Here is a 14,940-nt window from a genome sequence, read left to right on the forward strand (position 1 = left end):
GCTACAAGAAAAAAGCCCCGGCGCGGCGGCACCGGGGCTCCCTGAACTCAGGCTCAGGCGGATCAGTAGCAGCGGTTCACCAAGTGCCAGCGCGGGCCCCAGGGGGTCGGGACCAGGCGCCGCACATAGCAGCCGCCATAGCCGTAGGCGGGAGCGGGGACGCCGACCACGACGCGCGGGCCGCCCCATCCCCAACCGCGGTAGCCATGCCAGCCGTGATATCCACCGCCCCAGGCGGAAGCGGAGGTCGGAGCCAGCACCGCCGCACCCAGCGAGGCCGCGGCAATGGCAACAAGCGAGAGTTTGCGTAACATGGTGGTCTCCTCGAGATCAGGCGCCGTCGGCGCCATCGGTAAATTACGACCGGGAGGTTAAGGGAGACCATCTGAACAAGGCCGGGATAGCGACGTCAGAAATGGTTCATCTCGGTGAAATTACTGTAATACGAAGTCCAAATAGCCCTATTTGGCCGCGTCACCGGGTCGCTTGCCCCGGTCCGGAGGCGCCGATATAAGCCCCGCAATCCAATTCCGTTGTATACCAAGGAAAAATCATGGCGACTGAGCGTACCTTCTCGATCATCAAGCCCGACGCGACCGCGCGCAATCTGACCGGCGCGGTCAATGCCGTGATCGAAAAGGCAGGCCTGCGGATCGTTGCGCAAAAGCGCATCCGCATGACCCGGGAGCAGGCTGAAACCTTCTATGCTGTGCACAAGGCGCGGCCGTTCTTCGGGGAACTCGTCGACTTCATGACCTCAGGGCCGGTGGTGGTTCAGGTGCTGGAAGCCGAGGGCGCGATCGCCAAGTACCGCGAGGTGATGGGCGCGACCGATCCGGCCAAGGCAGCCGACGGCACGATCCGCAAGCTTTATGCAAAGTCGGTCGGCGAGAACTCGGCGCATGGTTCGGACGCGCCGGAAACCGCCGCCATCGAAATCGCCCAGTTCTTCTCGGGCAATGAGATCGTCGGCTGACCGATTGAGGATAACCTGAAGCGGCAGACAATAGCCGTAGCCGCACTGAACGCGCGCGAACCGGAGGGGACAGACAGTGGACTGGTTGCTGCAAATTTTTAACCCGGCGACGATCTCGAACTTTTTCTCGCAGTTCCACGCCGAGATGCAGCAACCCGCATTCTGGGTCGCGCTCGGCAAGATCATGTGGATCAACATCCTGCTGTCGGGCGACAATGCGCTCGTCATCGCGATGGCGTGCCGCGGGCTGCCGCCGCGTCAGAAGTTCTGGGGCATGATCCTCGGCGCCGGCGTCGCCGTCTTGCTGCGCATCATCTTCACCGGCATCGTGGTGACGTTGATGGAGCTGCCGTACCTGAAGCTGGTTGGCGGTCTCGCGCTGCTGTTCATCGCAGCCAAGCTGCTGGTACCGGAACACGAGGAAGAGGGTGGCGTGGATGCCGCGGCCCATCTCTGGGCGGCCGTTCAGATCGTGGCGATCGCCGACATCGTCATGAGCCTCGACAACGTGATCGCGGTGGCCGCGGCTGCCAATGGCAGCATTCCGCTGCTGGTGATTGGCCTTGCGATCAGCGTACCGCTGATCGTGGCCGGCGCCGCGCTGATCATGGCGCTGCTGACGCGTTTGCCTGCGCTGGTATGGGCGGGCGCCGGCCTGCTTGGCTGGATCGCCGGCGAGGTGGCGGCGACCGACCCCGCCATTCAGCCGGGGCTGCATGCCTTCTTCAACGGCCCGGTCGGCGTCAAGCTCGACTCCATGCTCGGCATGATCGGCAAGTCGCCGATGTTTGCCAATAACGGCCATGGCGGCGAAATCCTGTTCGGCATCGTCGGCATCGTCATCGTGCTGGTCGCCGGATATATCTGGCGCACGCGCAGACTACGCGCAGCGATGCATTCGACGCATACGGCCTGACTCTTGAAAGAACACCGGGCGCGCAACACGAGCGCGCCCGCCAGGGGTTAGCGCCTGACGATCGAGCCGGAACGGCCAAGCAGCCGCGCGAGCTGCTTGAAGCGGCTGCCGACCCGGTCGGCTACCAGATCGACCATCTGATGCTCGAACACCAGCATCAGCTTGCGGCCCTCGCCGCGGAAATGCGTCGCCGGCAACACGCCGGGGCGCGCGGCCGAGACCAGATGCGCGACGCGGAAGGCGGCTCCCAGCATGCGCGCGCGCTCATCCATTGCGGGCGGAATCAGGTCGCGCATCACCGGCGGCGGCTCGTTCGCCTCGCTGAGGCCGGCGTAGCGGTAGTAGACGGAGAGCGCGACGAAGGCCCGGCCCTGATGGTCGACCGAGCCGAAATTGCCGTTGGTGATCAGGCTCAGCGTTTCCTCGCCGCGATGATCGGGATGCACGCGCCAGCCGATGTCGGACAACAGGCACGCGGCGTGGCGCAGGCGGCGGTCCTCTTCGGTTTCGCGCAGTCTGACGACGCGCGCGAGACGATCGGTCCAGGCGATCAATTCCTCGGCGTGTTTTGCCGATCGTGACAGCAGGCCGTTCAGGGTCTGGGCCGCGCAGATCAGGCCGTCCTTGGCCTTCTCCGCCGGCGGCAGCATTTCGTAGAACAGCCCTTCGCGCACCCCGAAGGTCGAGAACACGATGGTCTTCGGCTGCGCCACGCGGATCACATATTCGAGCACCAGCGCCGCGTAGGTCAGCAGCGGGCGGCGCGCATCGGAGATGGTTTCGATGTCCGCCAGCAGGTTGGCGGCCGCCAGCCGCCGCAAGCGTACCGCAAAGTCGAGCGCGTCCGCGGCCGGTAACGAATAGCCGTGCATCACCTTGAGCGGATAGCCGCTCTGGATGATGTGGATGCGCGCCAGCGAGCGCCAGGTGCCGCCGACCGCATAGAAGGTGCGGCCGCGGCCGGCCTTGAGATGCGCGACCCCGGATATTTCGGTCCTGACGATGCGTTCGGCGCGTTTCAGCGATTTTTGCGAGGCGTCCTGCAAGGCAAGGCTGCCGAGCGGCAGCGTCACGCCGCTGTGCACGCGGTTCTTCCTGACGTCGATCAGTTCGAGCGAGCCGCCGCCGAGGTCGCCGACGATGCCGTCCGGATTGTGGATGCCGGAGATGACGCCAAGCGCCGACAGCTTTGCCTCGCGCGGGCCGGAGAGTATCTCGATCGGCGTGCCGCAGATGCGTTCGGCCCTTCGAATGAAGTCGGGACCGTTGGTGGCGTCGCGACAGGCCGCGGTCGCGATCGCATAGACGCGGCCGACCTTCTGGATCCGGCAGAGCGCGCGAAAGCGGCGCAGCGAGGTCAGCGCTTTTGCGACCGCATCGGGCGCGAGCAGGCCCGTGCTCTGCACCTCGCGGCCGAGGCCGCACAGCGCCTTCTCGTTGAACACCGAGACGAGGCTGCGAGCCAACTGCTCATAGACGACCATTCGAACCGAGTTCGAACCGATGTCGATGACCGCGACGCTGGAGGCGCGCTTGCGCGGTCGTTTCACCGCCAGGACTCCTTAGGAAGAGGTACGCTCGTTGCGGCGCGTGAGGCGGCGTGGCGAGGATTCCTTGAGCGACTTTCCACGGCCTGACAGACTCGGATTTGTCATGAAATAGTTATGAAGGTTGAAAGGCTCCTCGCCTTTCGCGGCCTTCATACGCGTTGACGATCCATCCGGCAACAACTGCCAGCTCTGCTCGTTGTCCTTCAGGTTCGCGACCATGATCTGTTCGAGAACCTGCTGATGCACCGTGGGATTTTGCAGCGGACAGAGCACCTCGACGCGCCGGTCGAGGTTGCGCGGCATCATGTCGGCGGACGAGATATACACAGCCGCCTTCGTGCTCGGCAGGCCCTGACCCATACCAAAGCAGTAGATTCGGCCGTGTTCGAGGAATCGGCCGATCACCGATTTGACGCGGATGTTCTCGGAAAGGCCGGCGATTCCCGGCCGCAAGCAGCAGATGCCGCGCACGACAAGCTCGACCGCGACGCCGGCCTGGGAGGCCTCATAGAGCGCATCGATGATGTCGGGGTCCACAAGCGAGTTCATCTTCATCCAGATCGCGCCCGGCTTGCCGTGCTTGGCGTGGCTGGTCTCGCCATGGATGTGTTCGATGATGCGCTGGCGCAGCGTCAGCGGCGACACCGCCATCTTCTCGATGTCGATCGGCTCGGCATAGCCGGTGATGAAGTTGAACACCCGCGCCGCGTCGCGTCCGATCGCCGGATCCGAGGTGAAGTAGGACAGGTCGGTATAGATGCGCGCGGTGACGGGATGATAGTTGCCGGTGCCGGTGTGCACATAGGTGGTGAGGTTGCCGCCCTCGCGGCGCACCACCATCGACAGTTTGGCGTGGGTCTTCAGCTCGATGAAGCCATACACGACCTGCACGCCGGCGCGCTCGAGATCGCGCGCCCAGCGGATATTGGCTTCCTCGTCGAAGCGCGCCTTCAACTCGATCAGCGCGGTGACGGATTTTCCGGCCTCGGCCGCCTCGGCCAGCGCACGCACGATCGGCGAGTTGTTGGAGGTGCGGTATAGCGTCTGCTTGATCGCGACCACGTCGGGATCGCGCGTCGCCTGTTGCAGGAACTGCACGACGACGTCGAAGGATTCATAGGGGTGATGGACGATCAGGTCCTTTTGCCGGATCGCCGCAAAGATGTCGCCGCCGTGATCGCGCACCCGCTCGGGATGGCGCGGCACATAGGGCGGGAATTCGAGGTCGGGCCGGTCCAGCCGGGTCAGTTGCGACAGTTCGTTCATCGCGAGCACGCCGTCGACCAGGAAGACCTCGTCGTCGGCGGCTGACAATGCCTGCTGCACGAAGGCGCGCAACTCCTCCGGCATCTTGGCGTCGATCTCGAGCCGGATCACCGATCCGCGGCGGCGGCGCTTCAGCGCCGTCTCGAAGGTGCGAACGAGATCTTCCGCTTCTTCCTCGATTTCGATTTCGGAGTCGCGGATGATGCGGAAGGCACCCTGGCCCTTGACGGTGTAGCCGGGGAACAGCCGGCCGATGAACAGGCCGGTGGCCTGCTCGAGAGTAATGAGCCGCGTCACGCCTTCCTTGGTCGCCGGCATGCGGATGAAGCGATCGATCTTGCCGGGCATGCGGATCAGCGCATTCATGGCCTTGCCATCGGTCATGCGCAGCAACTGCAATGCGATTGTGAAGCCGAGGCTCGGGATGAACGGGAAGGGGTGGGCCGGGTCGATCGCCAGCGGTGTCAGCAGCGGAAAGATGTTGTGGAGGAAGTGATCCTCGATCCAGGCGCGCTCGGTCTTGGTGACGTCCTTGGCTTCCACCAGCACGATGCCGACGTCGGCGAGCATGTGGTGCAGGTCGGCCCAGATCGCCTGCTGATCCTTGGCAAGGCGTGACACCGTCTCGTTGACGAGAACCAATTGCTCAAGCGGCGTGCGGCCGTCGGGGCTGCGTTCGGTGATACCTTCGCGGACCTGCGCCTTGATGCCGGCGACGCGCACCATGAAGAATTCATCAAGGTTATTGGCCGAAATCGACAGGAACCGTACCCGCTCCAGCGCGGGATGGCCGGGGTTGACCGACTCTTCCAGCACACGGCGATTGAAATGCAGCCAGGAAAGCTCGCGGTTGATGAAGCGCTCCGGGCTGTCGGCAATCGACGGATGGGCCTCGGTCTCGGCTTCTTTCTCTTTAACTACAACGGCTTGGGTGGATTCCATCAGAATTCGATCCATCAAGAGGCAGTTTGCCCGCATTGTCGCGCAAAGCCACCGCGAACCATGTGATAGAGCGGTGACGTTTCAATGACATTGATGTTCCACGCCCGCCGGCCGTCAAGGCATGCGTTCCGGCAAATTCAGGCGTTGCGCAGCAATTCGGCGGCCAGAGCCCGCGTCACCGGCCGGCCCTGCCGCAGGGCCTCGGTATCCAGCAGCTCGACCGCCTGCCGCGCTGCGGCATAGGAGCGCTCGATCCGGTTGGCGAGGTAATTCACTACGGACTCATCGATCGTAAGCTGGCGGTCGGCGCAGAACTTGACGATCAGGGCCCGGAACAATTGGTCGTCCGGCGGCGACAGCGGCACGACAGGGACGGCGCGCAGCCGCGAACGCAGGTCGCGCAGTTCGATGTCGAATGCCACGGGCGCAAGGCGCGCCGTGATGAGGACGTAGGCGCTGTCCTCGCGCGCCAGGTTCATCAGGTGAAACAGTGCGCGCTCGTCGAAGCCGGAAGGCCGCAAATCTTCGACCACCAGCGCGCCGGTCGCCAGCGCGCCCGGCACGGACGCGGCCGTCAGCGCGTGTGCCGATATCGAGCGGGCGCCGGATTGTTCGGCCCAGATCGCGGCGAGGTGGCTTTTGCCGGAACCTTCTTCGCCGGCCAGCAGCATGATGCGGTTCGGCCAGTCGGGCCAGCTCTCGATCAGCGTGAGGCCGGCTTCGTTGGCCGGGCCTTCCAGAAAATTGTCACGCGTCAGACTTTCCGCGTGCGGCAACGCGAACGCAAGCTGACGGGGTTGAACGTGACCTGCCACGAAAAACTCTTCCGGCCTTTATTTTGCATGATCTTTTCGGAAAACCGGTGTCCACTTTTCCGGATCATGCGTTTAGCGCGCTTCGATCGTGCTCATGTGCCGCACCCACTCCACGAGATAGAGCGAGACGGAAACCAAAGTAAAGACCGTGACGAAGCCCATCAGGATAAGGTCGTAGGGTCTTGGCTCGAAACCAAATCCGAGCGAGGCCAGCACCAGCGCCGCGAACGCCACCTGCGCGACCGTGTTCAGTTTCGACACCATCGACGGCTTCATCGCGACCGGCTTGTCGAACAGCCACGACACGATGACCGCGGAGACGATCATGATGTCGCGCGACACCACGAGGATCACGATCCAGCGCGGGACCGCGCCCCAGATCCCGAGCGCGACGTAGATCGACACCAGCAGCGCCTTGTCGGCGAGCGGGTCGAGCAGGGCGCCGAGCTCGCTCGTCATGTTGAAGCGCTTTGCCAGGAAACCATCGACGGCGTCACTGACGCCGGCAATGACGAAGACCGCGAACGCAATCTCCATCTGGTTCGAGGCAATGGCCCAGACGATGATCGGCACCAGGATGATGCGACCAAGGGTGATGATGTTCGGAATACTCAACGCGGCGCTTCCCGGCTACCGGCTGGTTTTCGGTCCGTTGCGGGCCGATCCGGCTGTTATCTACACATAGTACAGGGAGAAGGCCCTTGCGAGCCATTGCGCGGGGCAGGAATCCGACGTAACCAGCCGGCATTCAACTGGAATTTGGCATGGCCGACCGCAAAAACGGGCTCACTTACGCCGATTCGGGCGTCGACATCGATGCCGGCAACCGGCTGGTCGATCTCATCAAGCCGATGGTTCGCGCCACTGCGCGCCCTGGCGCCGACGCCGAAATCGGCGGCTTTGGCGGCCTGTTCGACCTGAAGGCTGCCGGCTTTACGGACCCGGTTCTGGTGGCCGCCACCGACGGCGTCGGCACCAAGGTCAAGATCGCGATCGACACCGGGCTGCACGGCGGCATCGGCATCGATCTCGTGGCGATGTCGGTCAACGACCTCGTGGTGCAGGGCGCCGAACCGCTGTTCTTTCTCGACTACTTCGCCTGCGGCCGGCTCAATCCCGAAGCGACCGCGGCGATCGTCGCGGGCATTGCCGAGGGCTGCCGGGAGTCCGGCTGCGCGCTGATCGGCGGTGAGACCGCGGAGATGCCGGGGCTCTACAAGGACGGCGACTATGATCTGGCGGGCTTTGCGGTCGGCGCGGCCGAGCGCGGCACGCTGCTGCCGCGCGGCGATATCGCCGCGGGCGATGCCGTGATCGGGCTTGCGTCCTCGGGCGTGCACTCCAACGGTTTTTCGCTGGTGCGCAAGATCGTGGAAAATTCGCGCGTCGCCTTCGATGCGCCGGCGCCGTTCTCGCCTGTCATGACGCTGGGCGGCGCCTTGCTGACGCCGACCAAGCTCTATGTGAAATCCTGCCTGCGCGCGATCCGCGAGACCGGCGCGGTGAAGGGCCTGGCCCATATCACCGGCGGCGGCTTTACCGACAATATTCCGCGCGTGCTGCCAAAGCATCTTGGCGTCGGCATTGATCTGGCGCGCCTTCCGGTGCTGCCGGTGTTCAAATGGCTGGCGGAGCAGGGCGGCATTGCCGAGCTCGAATTGCTGCGCACCTTCAACTGCGGCATCGGCATGATCGCGATCGTGCAGGCGGACGCGGTCGAAAAGGTCACGGAAATCTTCACCGAGAGCGGCGAGACCGTCGCGCTGCTCGGCGAAGTGATCCCGGCCACCGGCGAGCACCGCGTGGTCTATAACGGTCACCTCGATCTGGCGCCGTGAACCGATGAAACGTCGCGTCGCCATCCTGATCTCCGGACGAGGCTCGAACATGGCCGCCCTGATCGAGGCGGCGCGTGCCAGCGACTTTCCGGCCGAGATTGCGGTCGTGATCTCCAACCGGACCGATGCCGCCGGGCTCGAGAAGGCCAGGGCCAGCGGCATTTCGACCGCAGTGATCGAAAGCAAGCCGTTCGGAAAAGACCGCGCCGCCTTTGAGCAGGCGCTGGAAGCTACGCTCTCCGATCACGGGATCGAGGTGATTTGTCTTGCGGGCTTCATGCGGCTCTTCACCGCCGAATTCGTGCAGCGCTGGTACGGCAGGATGCTCAACATCCATCCCTCGCTGCTGCCGTCATTTCCCGGCCTCGACCCGCACGGCCAGGCGCTCCGTGCCGGCGTGAAGATTTCCGGCGCGACCGTGCATTTCGTGATTCCGGAAACCGACGCGGGGCCGATCGTGATGCAGGGCGCCGTGGCGGTGCGCGACGACGATACCGCCGAGACGCTGTCGGCACGCATCCTCGACGTCGAGCACCGCATCTATCCGGAGGCGCTGCGGCTGCTGGCGAGCGGCCGGCTCGCCCTCGAAGGCGAGCGTTGCAGCACTGCCGGCAGCGGCGGCCGCATCGAAGCGCTCATCTCGCCCGCGACCGGCTAAAAAAGAACCCCCGGCTGACGGCCGGGGGTGATCTTCACTGCTTGCGCTGGACTGGTGTTCGAAGCTGAAGTCTACGAAACCTTGAGATTCTCGGCGGACGACTTGCCGCGATTCTCGACGAGTTCGTATTCGACAGTCTGGTTTTCGTTGAGGGTGGAGAGGCCCGCACGCTCGACCGCCGAGATATGGACGAACACGTCCTTATCGCCGACGGCCGGCTTGATGAACCCGTAACCCTTGGTTGGGTTGAACCACTTGACGGTACCCTTCGGCATCGCCTGACTCCTGCTCTAGACGTAAAAAAGACGCGGCCACGTTTCCGTGCCACGCCACAAACCGGCTTGGGTGTCTCTGCTCGATTTCCGAGTCTTCAACTTGAAAGTCGCGAAACGCACAGTCGAACGGCCTGGACCCGATTGTGACAGGGATTGCAACATGAAAATCCCCAGTTAGCAAGCGTCGGACGGGGCTCGGGAAATCGCCGCGCCGTGGCCCGACCTGTGGCTATCGGACAACAGGGCCGCTATTCGCGCGGTTTGGCCCGTTTCAAACGATTGACGCTCCCCGAGAACTAAGGGCAAATCGTCGCGGATTGGGCAGAATCCGGCAATTCGAGCCGGTGCGCGGGTTGGGAATGAGCACATGCGCTGCGGGCTGCGGGCTTCGCGAGCAGGGGTGACCGGGGCCATCCGCAGGCTGGTGCGGACCGCCGCGTTCGCATTTGCAGTCTCGGCGGTGGCTCTATCCTCGGCACAGGCCCAGTTGCTGCCGGCTCCCGCGCCGACACCCACGCCCGGCCTTACCATCATCAGCTCCGAGATTTCGGTCAATAACGCCGTCACCAATCTCGGCAGCGGCTATCTGGAGCGCCTCGGCCATCGGGCGACCAACAGCCTGGACCGCATCGGTAGAAACAACCCGGCCGGCGGCGGCGCGTCGCAGGCCGTCGAAGCGCCGAAGGTCCGCGTCTGGGGCGAAGGCTACGGCATTTCGGCGACGACCAATCCGCAGGGCGATTTTGCCGGCGACCGGCGCACCACGTGGGGCGGCGTGGTCGGCGCGGGGGCGACGGTCGCGCCCGGCGTCAATCTCGGCCTCTCCATCGACCACAGCCGCAGCAAGATCGACGTGCCGCTCGCCTTCCAGTCCGCCACGCTCGATCTCACCCAGGTCGGTGCAACGTTTTCGGTCGACAAGGGACCATGGACGGTCGCCGGCGCGTTCGTTCACGGTTTTGGCAATATCAATTCAGTGCGCGACACCGGCGCCAGTCTTGCGAACGCCTACTACAACGCCAGGATCGACGGCGGCCTGATCGAGCTCGACTATTACTGGACGCAGGGCCAGAGCCGCATCGTTCCGAAGGTCGCCTTCGAATATGTGCGCTCCTCGACCGATGCGTTCCGGGAAATCGGGCCGGCCTTTTTCCTGGTCACGGCGAGCGGCGCGTCGGCGGAGCGCGCGCGGATTCTCGCTGGCGCCGAGGTTGGGCACTACTTCATCATCGATCGCAAAATCCTCGACCTGTCGGCCTACGGAAAATTCATCGACAACGTCATGCAGAATTTCAGCACCGTGACGGTCAGCATTCCCGGCTTCCTGCCGGTCAGCGTGCAGGGCATCGGCGAGAGTCAGTACGGCGCCGATGCGGGGGCCGCGGCTTCGCTCATCCTGTCGAACAATTTCCGCCTCTATGCGCATTACGACGGAAAATTCCGTTCGCAGTACCAGTCGCATCAAGGCACGGTCGGCCTTGAAATAAAGTGGTAGCGCAGGCGCCCTTCTATTTGAGCATCATGATGCTCTACGCCGGCCCTGTCGCGGCGTAGCCGCCCAGCCCAAAACTCTGCCGCGGCCCGCTCATCATCGGCACGAGATCGTTCGGGTGGATAAACTCGTCCCTGAAGCAGGGATAGAGTTTTGGATCGAAAATCTTCTTCAGCCAGTCGATGACGATCTTGTGCCGGTCGGAGTTGCGAAACTCCTTGTGATAGGTCAGCCACAGATCGACGTGATGGCTGACGCCCAGATCGACCGCGACCAGCGGCACACCCATCGCGATCACCGCCGACGGCAGGAAGCCGACGCCGGCGGAGCGCTCCACCGCATACAACACGCCGATGGAGGAGTTGGTCTTGATGCCGACCACGCCTTCGAGCGACGTCAATCCGAGAATGCGCGCATAGGCGGTGTCGTCGATCTGCGGCGCGCTCTGCTTGATGATCCGGTGCTCTTTCAGCTCCGCGAGACTTTTCGGAATGCCATAGAGCTTTTGATAACCCTCCGAAACGAAGGGGTATATGTGCATCCGCCCCAGCTTGGCTACGATGAGATCGGGATTGGTCGGCGGCTCGAGCTGGATCGCGATATCGGTTTCCAGCCGTGCAACATCGGCCTGTTCCATCGCGCAGCGTAAGTCGACGGTGATCTTGCGATAGGTTCTCTGGAAGTCGATCAGCCGTGGCAAAATCCAGAAATTGCCGGGCCCTTCGGTGACCGCCACGCGCACCGTTCCGGATGTGCTGCTCCATTTCTGCGAGGCACGGCGGAAGATGTTGAAGGCATGACGCTCCATTTCAATCACGTCGGCGAGCATCGAGTGACCTTCCTCGCTGAGCGTGAGGCCGCTCTGATCGCGCAGGAAAAGCTTGAAGCCGATCATCTCCTCCAGCCGGTCGATGCGTCGCATCAACGTGGTGCTGGTCACGCCGAGCAGATCGGCGGCGTGGCGGAAACTCTTGTAGCGCGCGCAGGCCAGGAACGATTTCAGATCGTCCCAGGAGGCGTCAGGGATCTCATCGGTCCGGTGCTGCGTGATCGCAGCACCCCGGTGCAATAGTTGCTGCATACCCCAAATCCACACCCGCTAAGGTACCGGACGCGGGTTCAAGCAACGATAGATGCGCAATTCGGCGATGGAAAGGGCCAGTTTGTCCAATAGGAAGCGGGATTTTGATTATTTGTCGGCCGAGGCGGCGGTCGAGGTCCGGCAGGCACAGGACCGGGAAATTTCGGCAATCGCCGACATGGCGACGCAGATGGTTCCGGGAGTTCAGATCGGGGAACGGGCCCTCCGCAGGCACTTCGATTTCGATCCGGCAAGCATCCTCGTCTTTGCGCACCGCGGAAAACTGCTCGGCGGAATGGCGTTTCTGTTTCTCGACGGCCGCGGTCACGACGCATTGATCTCCGGCGAGTTCTCGCCTTCACACCCGGACTTCAAGTTTTTCGCAACGCGCAACGAGCAGGTCGCGGCGACCTATATCTGGGCGATCGGAGCAAGCGGCCGCGGCATCGCAGGCCTCGGCAAGGCCGCGGCCCATTTGCGCCAGCCGCGCTTCGTGAACGCCGATTGCTTTGCACAACCGTCTACCGCCGCAGGCCGCGATCTCATGATCACAACCGGCTTTGTGCAGGTCCCGAGCGCGCAGCCTGATCTATGGCGCTACCAGCGCCCCTGGAATCGTCAACCGACCGCCACGCGCACATCGAGTTCGTCAGTAAGGAGTTTTGAAGATGCACGGTACTAGACCGCCGAAGCCGCCTGCACGCACTGTGACGATCCGCCTCGGACGCGATGCCAACGACCTGATGGTGATCACTGCGATCCGCTCCGCGGTTTATCTCGCCGAACAGGATTGTCCGATCGAGGAAGAGTTCGACGGCAACGATCTCTGCGCGGCGCATTTCATCGGCTACATCGGCAACGAGCCGGCGGGATGCTTGCGCGTGCGCTTCTTCGGCGAGTTCGCCAAGATCGAGCGTCTTGCGGTCCGCCATCAGTATCGACGCACACGCGTCTCATTCAAGCTGGTGCAGGCCGCGGTCGACTACATCAAGCGCAAGGGCTTTCGAAAGATCTACGGGCTGGCGCAGGACCGCCTGGTGAACTTCTGGGCGCATTTCGGCGGCCGGCCGCTCGAAGGCGGCCGCAAGGTGACGTTTTCCGATTTTTCCTACACCGAGATGGTGTTCGACATCGAGCCGTCGCCGGATGCGATCACGCTCGAAAGCGATCCGTATGTGATCATCCGTCCCGAGGGCGATTGGGATCGGCCCGGCGTGCTGGATTTCTCGGCGGAGCGCGCGGTGACCTCGCCACTGCGCAACATGGAGATGGCACAGACATGATCGCCGGTGGAGAGGCCACGCCGCCATTGCACGAGGAGCCACCGGTCCTCGTCTGTGCCAATCTCCAGATCGAGGTTTTCGCTGAAGCCGCCGATGCCGATGAGGTCGCTTCGCGCTGCGGCGCGTTGCTGTCGTTGTGGCGGGATAATTTGTGGCCGGTGCTTCATCTGAAGCGGATTGCGCGGGCCGCCTGGTTCGATCCGCAGTCCAACCGGTCCGACTGGATTTCCGGGTTCAGGCCGCGGCCGGGCGAGATGGTGTTCGAGCACCCGCTGCCGTCGGCCTATAGCGCGACGCGGTTCGCCGAATACATGTCGAGCATGAAGAATATCCGCTGCGCGGTGATGGGGCTTTCGCTCGACGAAACCATCCTGGCGACCGTGATCGAGGGGTTTCATCGCGGCCACCGCTATCAGGTCATCACGGATGCGGTAGCTTGCGGCCGTGAAGACGCCGGGGGCTACAAGGCGGCGGTCCTGAAGGCGGCGGGCAATTTTGCCGGCGTGGTGCTGAGCTCCGACCTCGCCAGAGGCGCGGTGGCTTCCGTCATGTGACGGCGGCCGGGATCAGGTCCGCTCGACCCGGACCACGCGGCCCTTCTCGATCGCAAGCGCCAGCCGGCCGTGCTTGAGCGCAAGCGCGGCTTCACCGAACAATTCGCGGCGCCAGCCGTGAAGGGCTGCGACGTCGGCATTGTCGTTGGCCGCGATCTGCTCGAGATCGTCGACGGTCGCGATCACCTTGCTGGCGACGGCATGCCGTTCCGACGTCATGCGCAGCAGCACCTTCAGAAGTTCGACGATGGCGGCGCCATTCGAATTGTTGCGCGGCTTTTCAAGCTTGGGCAGCGTATGGGGATCGCGCGCCAGGCCCCGCTGCACGGCGGCGACGATGTCGCTGCCCCATCTCGAACGATCGAAGCCTTTTGGCAGCGAGCGCAGATGAGCCAGCTTTTCGAGACTGGTCGGCGCGTGGGTGGCGATATCGCCGACGGCATCGTCCTTCAATACGCGCGAGCGCGGCACGTCGCGGCTCTGGGCTTCCTGCTCGCGCCAGGCTGCGACCTCGATCAGTACCGCGAGCTCCTTGGGCTTGCGCACGCGCGTCTTCAGCCGCTCCCAGGCGCGCTCGGGGTGGAAGTCGTAGGTCCGCGGCGAGGTCAGGATCTCCATCTCCTCGCTGACCCAGTCGTTGCGCTTGCGCTTTCTGAGATCGGCATCGAGTGCGATGAACACGTCGCGCAGATGGGTGACGTCGGAGACGGCGTAATTCGTCTGCTCCTGCGTCAGCGGCCGGCGCGACCAGTCGGTGAAGCGGTGAGTCTTGTCCGGCCGGTGGCCCGTGATGCGCTCGACGAGCTGGTCGTAGGCGATGCTGTCGCCATAGCCGAGCACCATCGCCGCCACCTGGGTATCGAAGATCGGATGCGGGATGGTGCCGGACTGGTGCCAGACGATCTCGATGTCCTGGCGGGCGGCGTGAAACACCTTCAGCACCGCCTCGTTGCCCATCAGATCGAAGAACGGCTTCAGCTCGATGCCCTCGGCCAGCGTGTCGATGACGACTGCTTCCTCCGGGCTCGCCATCTGCACGACGCAGAGCAGGGGGTAGTAGGTCGTCTCCCGCAGGAACTCGGTATCGACCGTAATGACGGGGTGTTTTGCGAGCCGGGCGCAGGCCGCCGCCAGCTCGGAAGTGGTAGTGATCAGATCCATGAACAGTCCATGACGCGTCCGACAGGCGTTCTGCCGAAAGCGCTGGTCTGTCAAGGGTCTTGCGGGGCATTTATGCCCTGTATTTTTCCTTGCCGCGGCCGGCTTGAAGCCGGATCCGCATGGCCGGTCGGCC

Annotated in this window: 16 protein-coding genes; 8 read left to right on the forward strand and 8 right to left on the reverse strand. The window is 63.7% G+C overall.

What is annotated here, in order from left to right:
* Nucleotides 1-62: 62 nt before the first annotated feature.
* The gene (locus JQ628_RS12920) at nucleotides 63-314 is read right to left on the reverse strand and encodes a sulfur globule protein precursor (protein WP_212222944.1); all 252 of its coding nucleotides are present in this window, start codon (nucleotides 312-314) and stop codon (nucleotides 63-65) included.
* 239 nt (nucleotides 315-553) lie between these two features.
* Here JQ628_RS12920 and ndk point away from each other — a divergent pair, with 239 nt between their 5' ends.
* A complete protein-coding gene (ndk, locus tag JQ628_RS12925; protein WP_212222945.1) occupies nucleotides 554-976 on the forward strand; it encodes a nucleoside-diphosphate kinase in 423 nt (140 codons plus the stop codon).
* Nucleotides 977-1,052: 76 nt separating this feature from the next.
* Entirely contained in the window at nucleotides 1,053-1,892 is an 840-nt protein-coding gene (locus JQ628_RS12930) for a TerC family protein (protein ID WP_212222946.1), read from the forward strand.
* Between the two features lie 47 nt (nucleotides 1,893-1,939).
* Here the strand turns inward: JQ628_RS12930 and ppx are convergent, their stop codons facing one another.
* The 4 genes from ppx to JQ628_RS12950 form a co-directional block, all read right to left on the reverse strand.
* Complete coding sequence (ppx, locus tag JQ628_RS12935; RefSeq protein ID WP_212222947.1) at nucleotides 1,940-3,442, reverse strand: exopolyphosphatase; 1,503 nt, start codon at nucleotides 3,440-3,442, stop codon at nucleotides 1,940-1,942.
* A gap of 12 nt (nucleotides 3,443-3,454) precedes the next feature.
* A complete protein-coding gene (locus tag JQ628_RS12940) occupies nucleotides 3,455-5,650 on the reverse strand; it encodes an RNA degradosome polyphosphate kinase (protein ID WP_212222948.1) in 2,196 nt (731 codons plus the stop codon).
* Between the two features lie 137 nt (nucleotides 5,651-5,787).
* Nucleotides 5,788-6,465: a DnaA ATPase domain-containing protein gene (locus tag JQ628_RS12945; RefSeq protein ID WP_212222949.1), complete on the reverse strand. Its 678-nt coding sequence runs from the start codon at nucleotides 6,463-6,465 to the stop codon at nucleotides 5,788-5,790.
* A gap of 72 nt (nucleotides 6,466-6,537) precedes the next feature.
* Nucleotides 6,538-7,080, reverse strand: a complete 543-nt coding sequence (locus JQ628_RS12950; RefSeq protein ID WP_212222950.1) for a CDP-alcohol phosphatidyltransferase family protein — start codon at nucleotides 7,078-7,080, stop codon at nucleotides 6,538-6,540.
* A 149-nt stretch (nucleotides 7,081-7,229) separates the two neighbouring features.
* Between JQ628_RS12950 and purM the strand changes: the two genes are divergently transcribed.
* Together purM and purN are read left to right on the forward strand one after the other, a co-directional pair.
* Nucleotides 7,230-8,303 carry a phosphoribosylformylglycinamidine cyclo-ligase gene (purM, locus tag JQ628_RS12955; RefSeq protein WP_212222951.1) on the forward strand — a complete coding sequence of 358 codons (1,074 nt, stop codon included), beginning with the start codon at nucleotides 7,230-7,232 and terminating at the stop codon, nucleotides 8,301-8,303.
* Between the two features lie 4 nt (nucleotides 8,304-8,307).
* On the forward strand, nucleotides 8,308-8,961 hold the full coding sequence (gene purN, locus JQ628_RS12960) for a phosphoribosylglycinamide formyltransferase (RefSeq protein WP_212222952.1): 654 nt from the start codon (nucleotides 8,308-8,310) through the stop codon (nucleotides 8,959-8,961).
* Between the two features lie 71 nt (nucleotides 8,962-9,032).
* On the opposite strand, the gene JQ628_RS12965 is transcribed toward purN, so the two are convergent.
* Nucleotides 9,033-9,236, reverse strand: coding sequence for a cold-shock protein (locus JQ628_RS12965; protein WP_212222953.1), 204 nt, complete (start codon nucleotides 9,234-9,236; stop codon nucleotides 9,033-9,035).
* Between the two features lie 400 nt (nucleotides 9,237-9,636).
* On the opposite strand from JQ628_RS12965, the gene JQ628_RS12970 reads away from it, so the two are divergent.
* Complete coding sequence (locus tag JQ628_RS12970) at nucleotides 9,637-10,731, forward strand: autotransporter outer membrane beta-barrel domain-containing protein (protein ID WP_349628058.1); 1,095 nt, start codon at nucleotides 9,637-9,639, stop codon at nucleotides 10,729-10,731.
* Nucleotides 10,732-10,765: 34 nt separating this feature from the next.
* On the opposite strand, the gene JQ628_RS12975 is transcribed toward JQ628_RS12970, so the two are convergent.
* A complete protein-coding gene (locus tag JQ628_RS12975) occupies nucleotides 10,766-11,809 on the reverse strand; it encodes a LysR family transcriptional regulator (RefSeq protein ID WP_212222955.1) in 1,044 nt (347 codons plus the stop codon).
* Between the two features lie 52 nt (nucleotides 11,810-11,861).
* Here JQ628_RS12975 and JQ628_RS12980 point away from each other — a divergent pair, with 52 nt between their 5' ends.
* From JQ628_RS12980 to JQ628_RS12990, 3 genes are read left to right on the forward strand one after another with little or no spacing between them, the layout of a single operon-like run.
* Nucleotides 11,862-12,491 carry a hypothetical protein gene (locus tag JQ628_RS12980; protein ID WP_249127828.1) on the forward strand — a complete coding sequence of 210 codons (630 nt, stop codon included), beginning with the start codon at nucleotides 11,862-11,864 and terminating at the stop codon, nucleotides 12,489-12,491.
* A complete protein-coding gene (locus JQ628_RS12985; protein ID WP_212222956.1) occupies nucleotides 12,478-13,092 on the forward strand; it encodes a GNAT family N-acetyltransferase in 615 nt (204 codons plus the stop codon). The genes JQ628_RS12980 and JQ628_RS12985 overlap by 14 nt, the downstream gene beginning before the upstream one ends.
* Nucleotides 13,089-13,646: an isochorismatase family protein gene (locus JQ628_RS12990; protein WP_212222957.1), complete on the forward strand. Its 558-nt coding sequence runs from the start codon at nucleotides 13,089-13,091 to the stop codon at nucleotides 13,644-13,646. Before JQ628_RS12985 ends, JQ628_RS12990 begins: the two co-directional genes overlap by 4 nt.
* A 12-nt stretch (nucleotides 13,647-13,658) precedes the next feature.
* Here the strand turns inward: JQ628_RS12990 and rnd are convergent, their stop codons facing one another.
* Nucleotides 13,659-14,807, reverse strand: coding sequence for a ribonuclease D (gene rnd, locus JQ628_RS12995; RefSeq protein WP_212222958.1), 1,149 nt, complete (start codon nucleotides 14,805-14,807; stop codon nucleotides 13,659-13,661).
* Nucleotides 14,808-14,940 lie beyond the last annotated feature (133 nt).

This window comes from Bradyrhizobium lablabi, assembly GCF_018129385.1.
In the GTDB taxonomy this organism is placed as follows: domain Bacteria; phylum Pseudomonadota; class Alphaproteobacteria; order Rhizobiales; family Xanthobacteraceae; genus Bradyrhizobium; species Bradyrhizobium lablabi_C.

Bases quoted from the DNA above. Each gene is read 5' to 3' on its own strand.
- JQ628_RS12920 (WP_212222944.1), bottom strand. From the start codon at position 314: ATGTTACGCAAACTCTCGCTTGTTGCCATTGCCGCGGCCTCGCTGGGT.
- ndk (WP_212222945.1), top strand. From the start codon at position 554: ATGGCGACTGAGCGTACCTTCTCGATCATCAAGCCCGACGCGACCGCG.
- JQ628_RS12940 (WP_212222948.1), bottom strand. From the start codon at position 5,650: ATGGAATCCACCCAAGCCGTTGTAGTTAAAGAGAAAGAAGCCGAGACC.
- purM (WP_212222951.1), top strand. From the start codon at position 7,230: ATGGCCGACCGCAAAAACGGGCTCACTTACGCCGATTCGGGCGTCGAC.
- purN (WP_212222952.1), top strand. From the start codon at position 8,308: ATGAAACGTCGCGTCGCCATCCTGATCTCCGGACGAGGCTCGAACATG.
- JQ628_RS12965 (WP_212222953.1), bottom strand. From the start codon at position 9,236: ATGCCGAAGGGTACCGTCAAGTGGTTCAACCCAACCAAGGGTTACGGG.
- JQ628_RS12975 (WP_212222955.1), bottom strand. From the start codon at position 11,809: ATGCAGCAACTATTGCACCGGGGTGCTGCGATCACGCAGCACCGGACC.
- JQ628_RS12980 (WP_249127828.1), top strand. From the start codon at position 11,862: ATGCGCAATTCGGCGATGGAAAGGGCCAGTTTGTCCAATAGGAAGCGG.
- JQ628_RS12985 (WP_212222956.1), top strand. From the start codon at position 12,478: ATGCACGGTACTAGACCGCCGAAGCCGCCTGCACGCACTGTGACGATC.
- JQ628_RS12990 (WP_212222957.1), top strand. From the start codon at position 13,089: ATGATCGCCGGTGGAGAGGCCACGCCGCCATTGCACGAGGAGCCACCG.
- rnd (WP_212222958.1), bottom strand. From the start codon at position 14,807: ATGGATCTGATCACTACCACTTCCGAGCTGGCGGCGGCCTGCGCCCGG.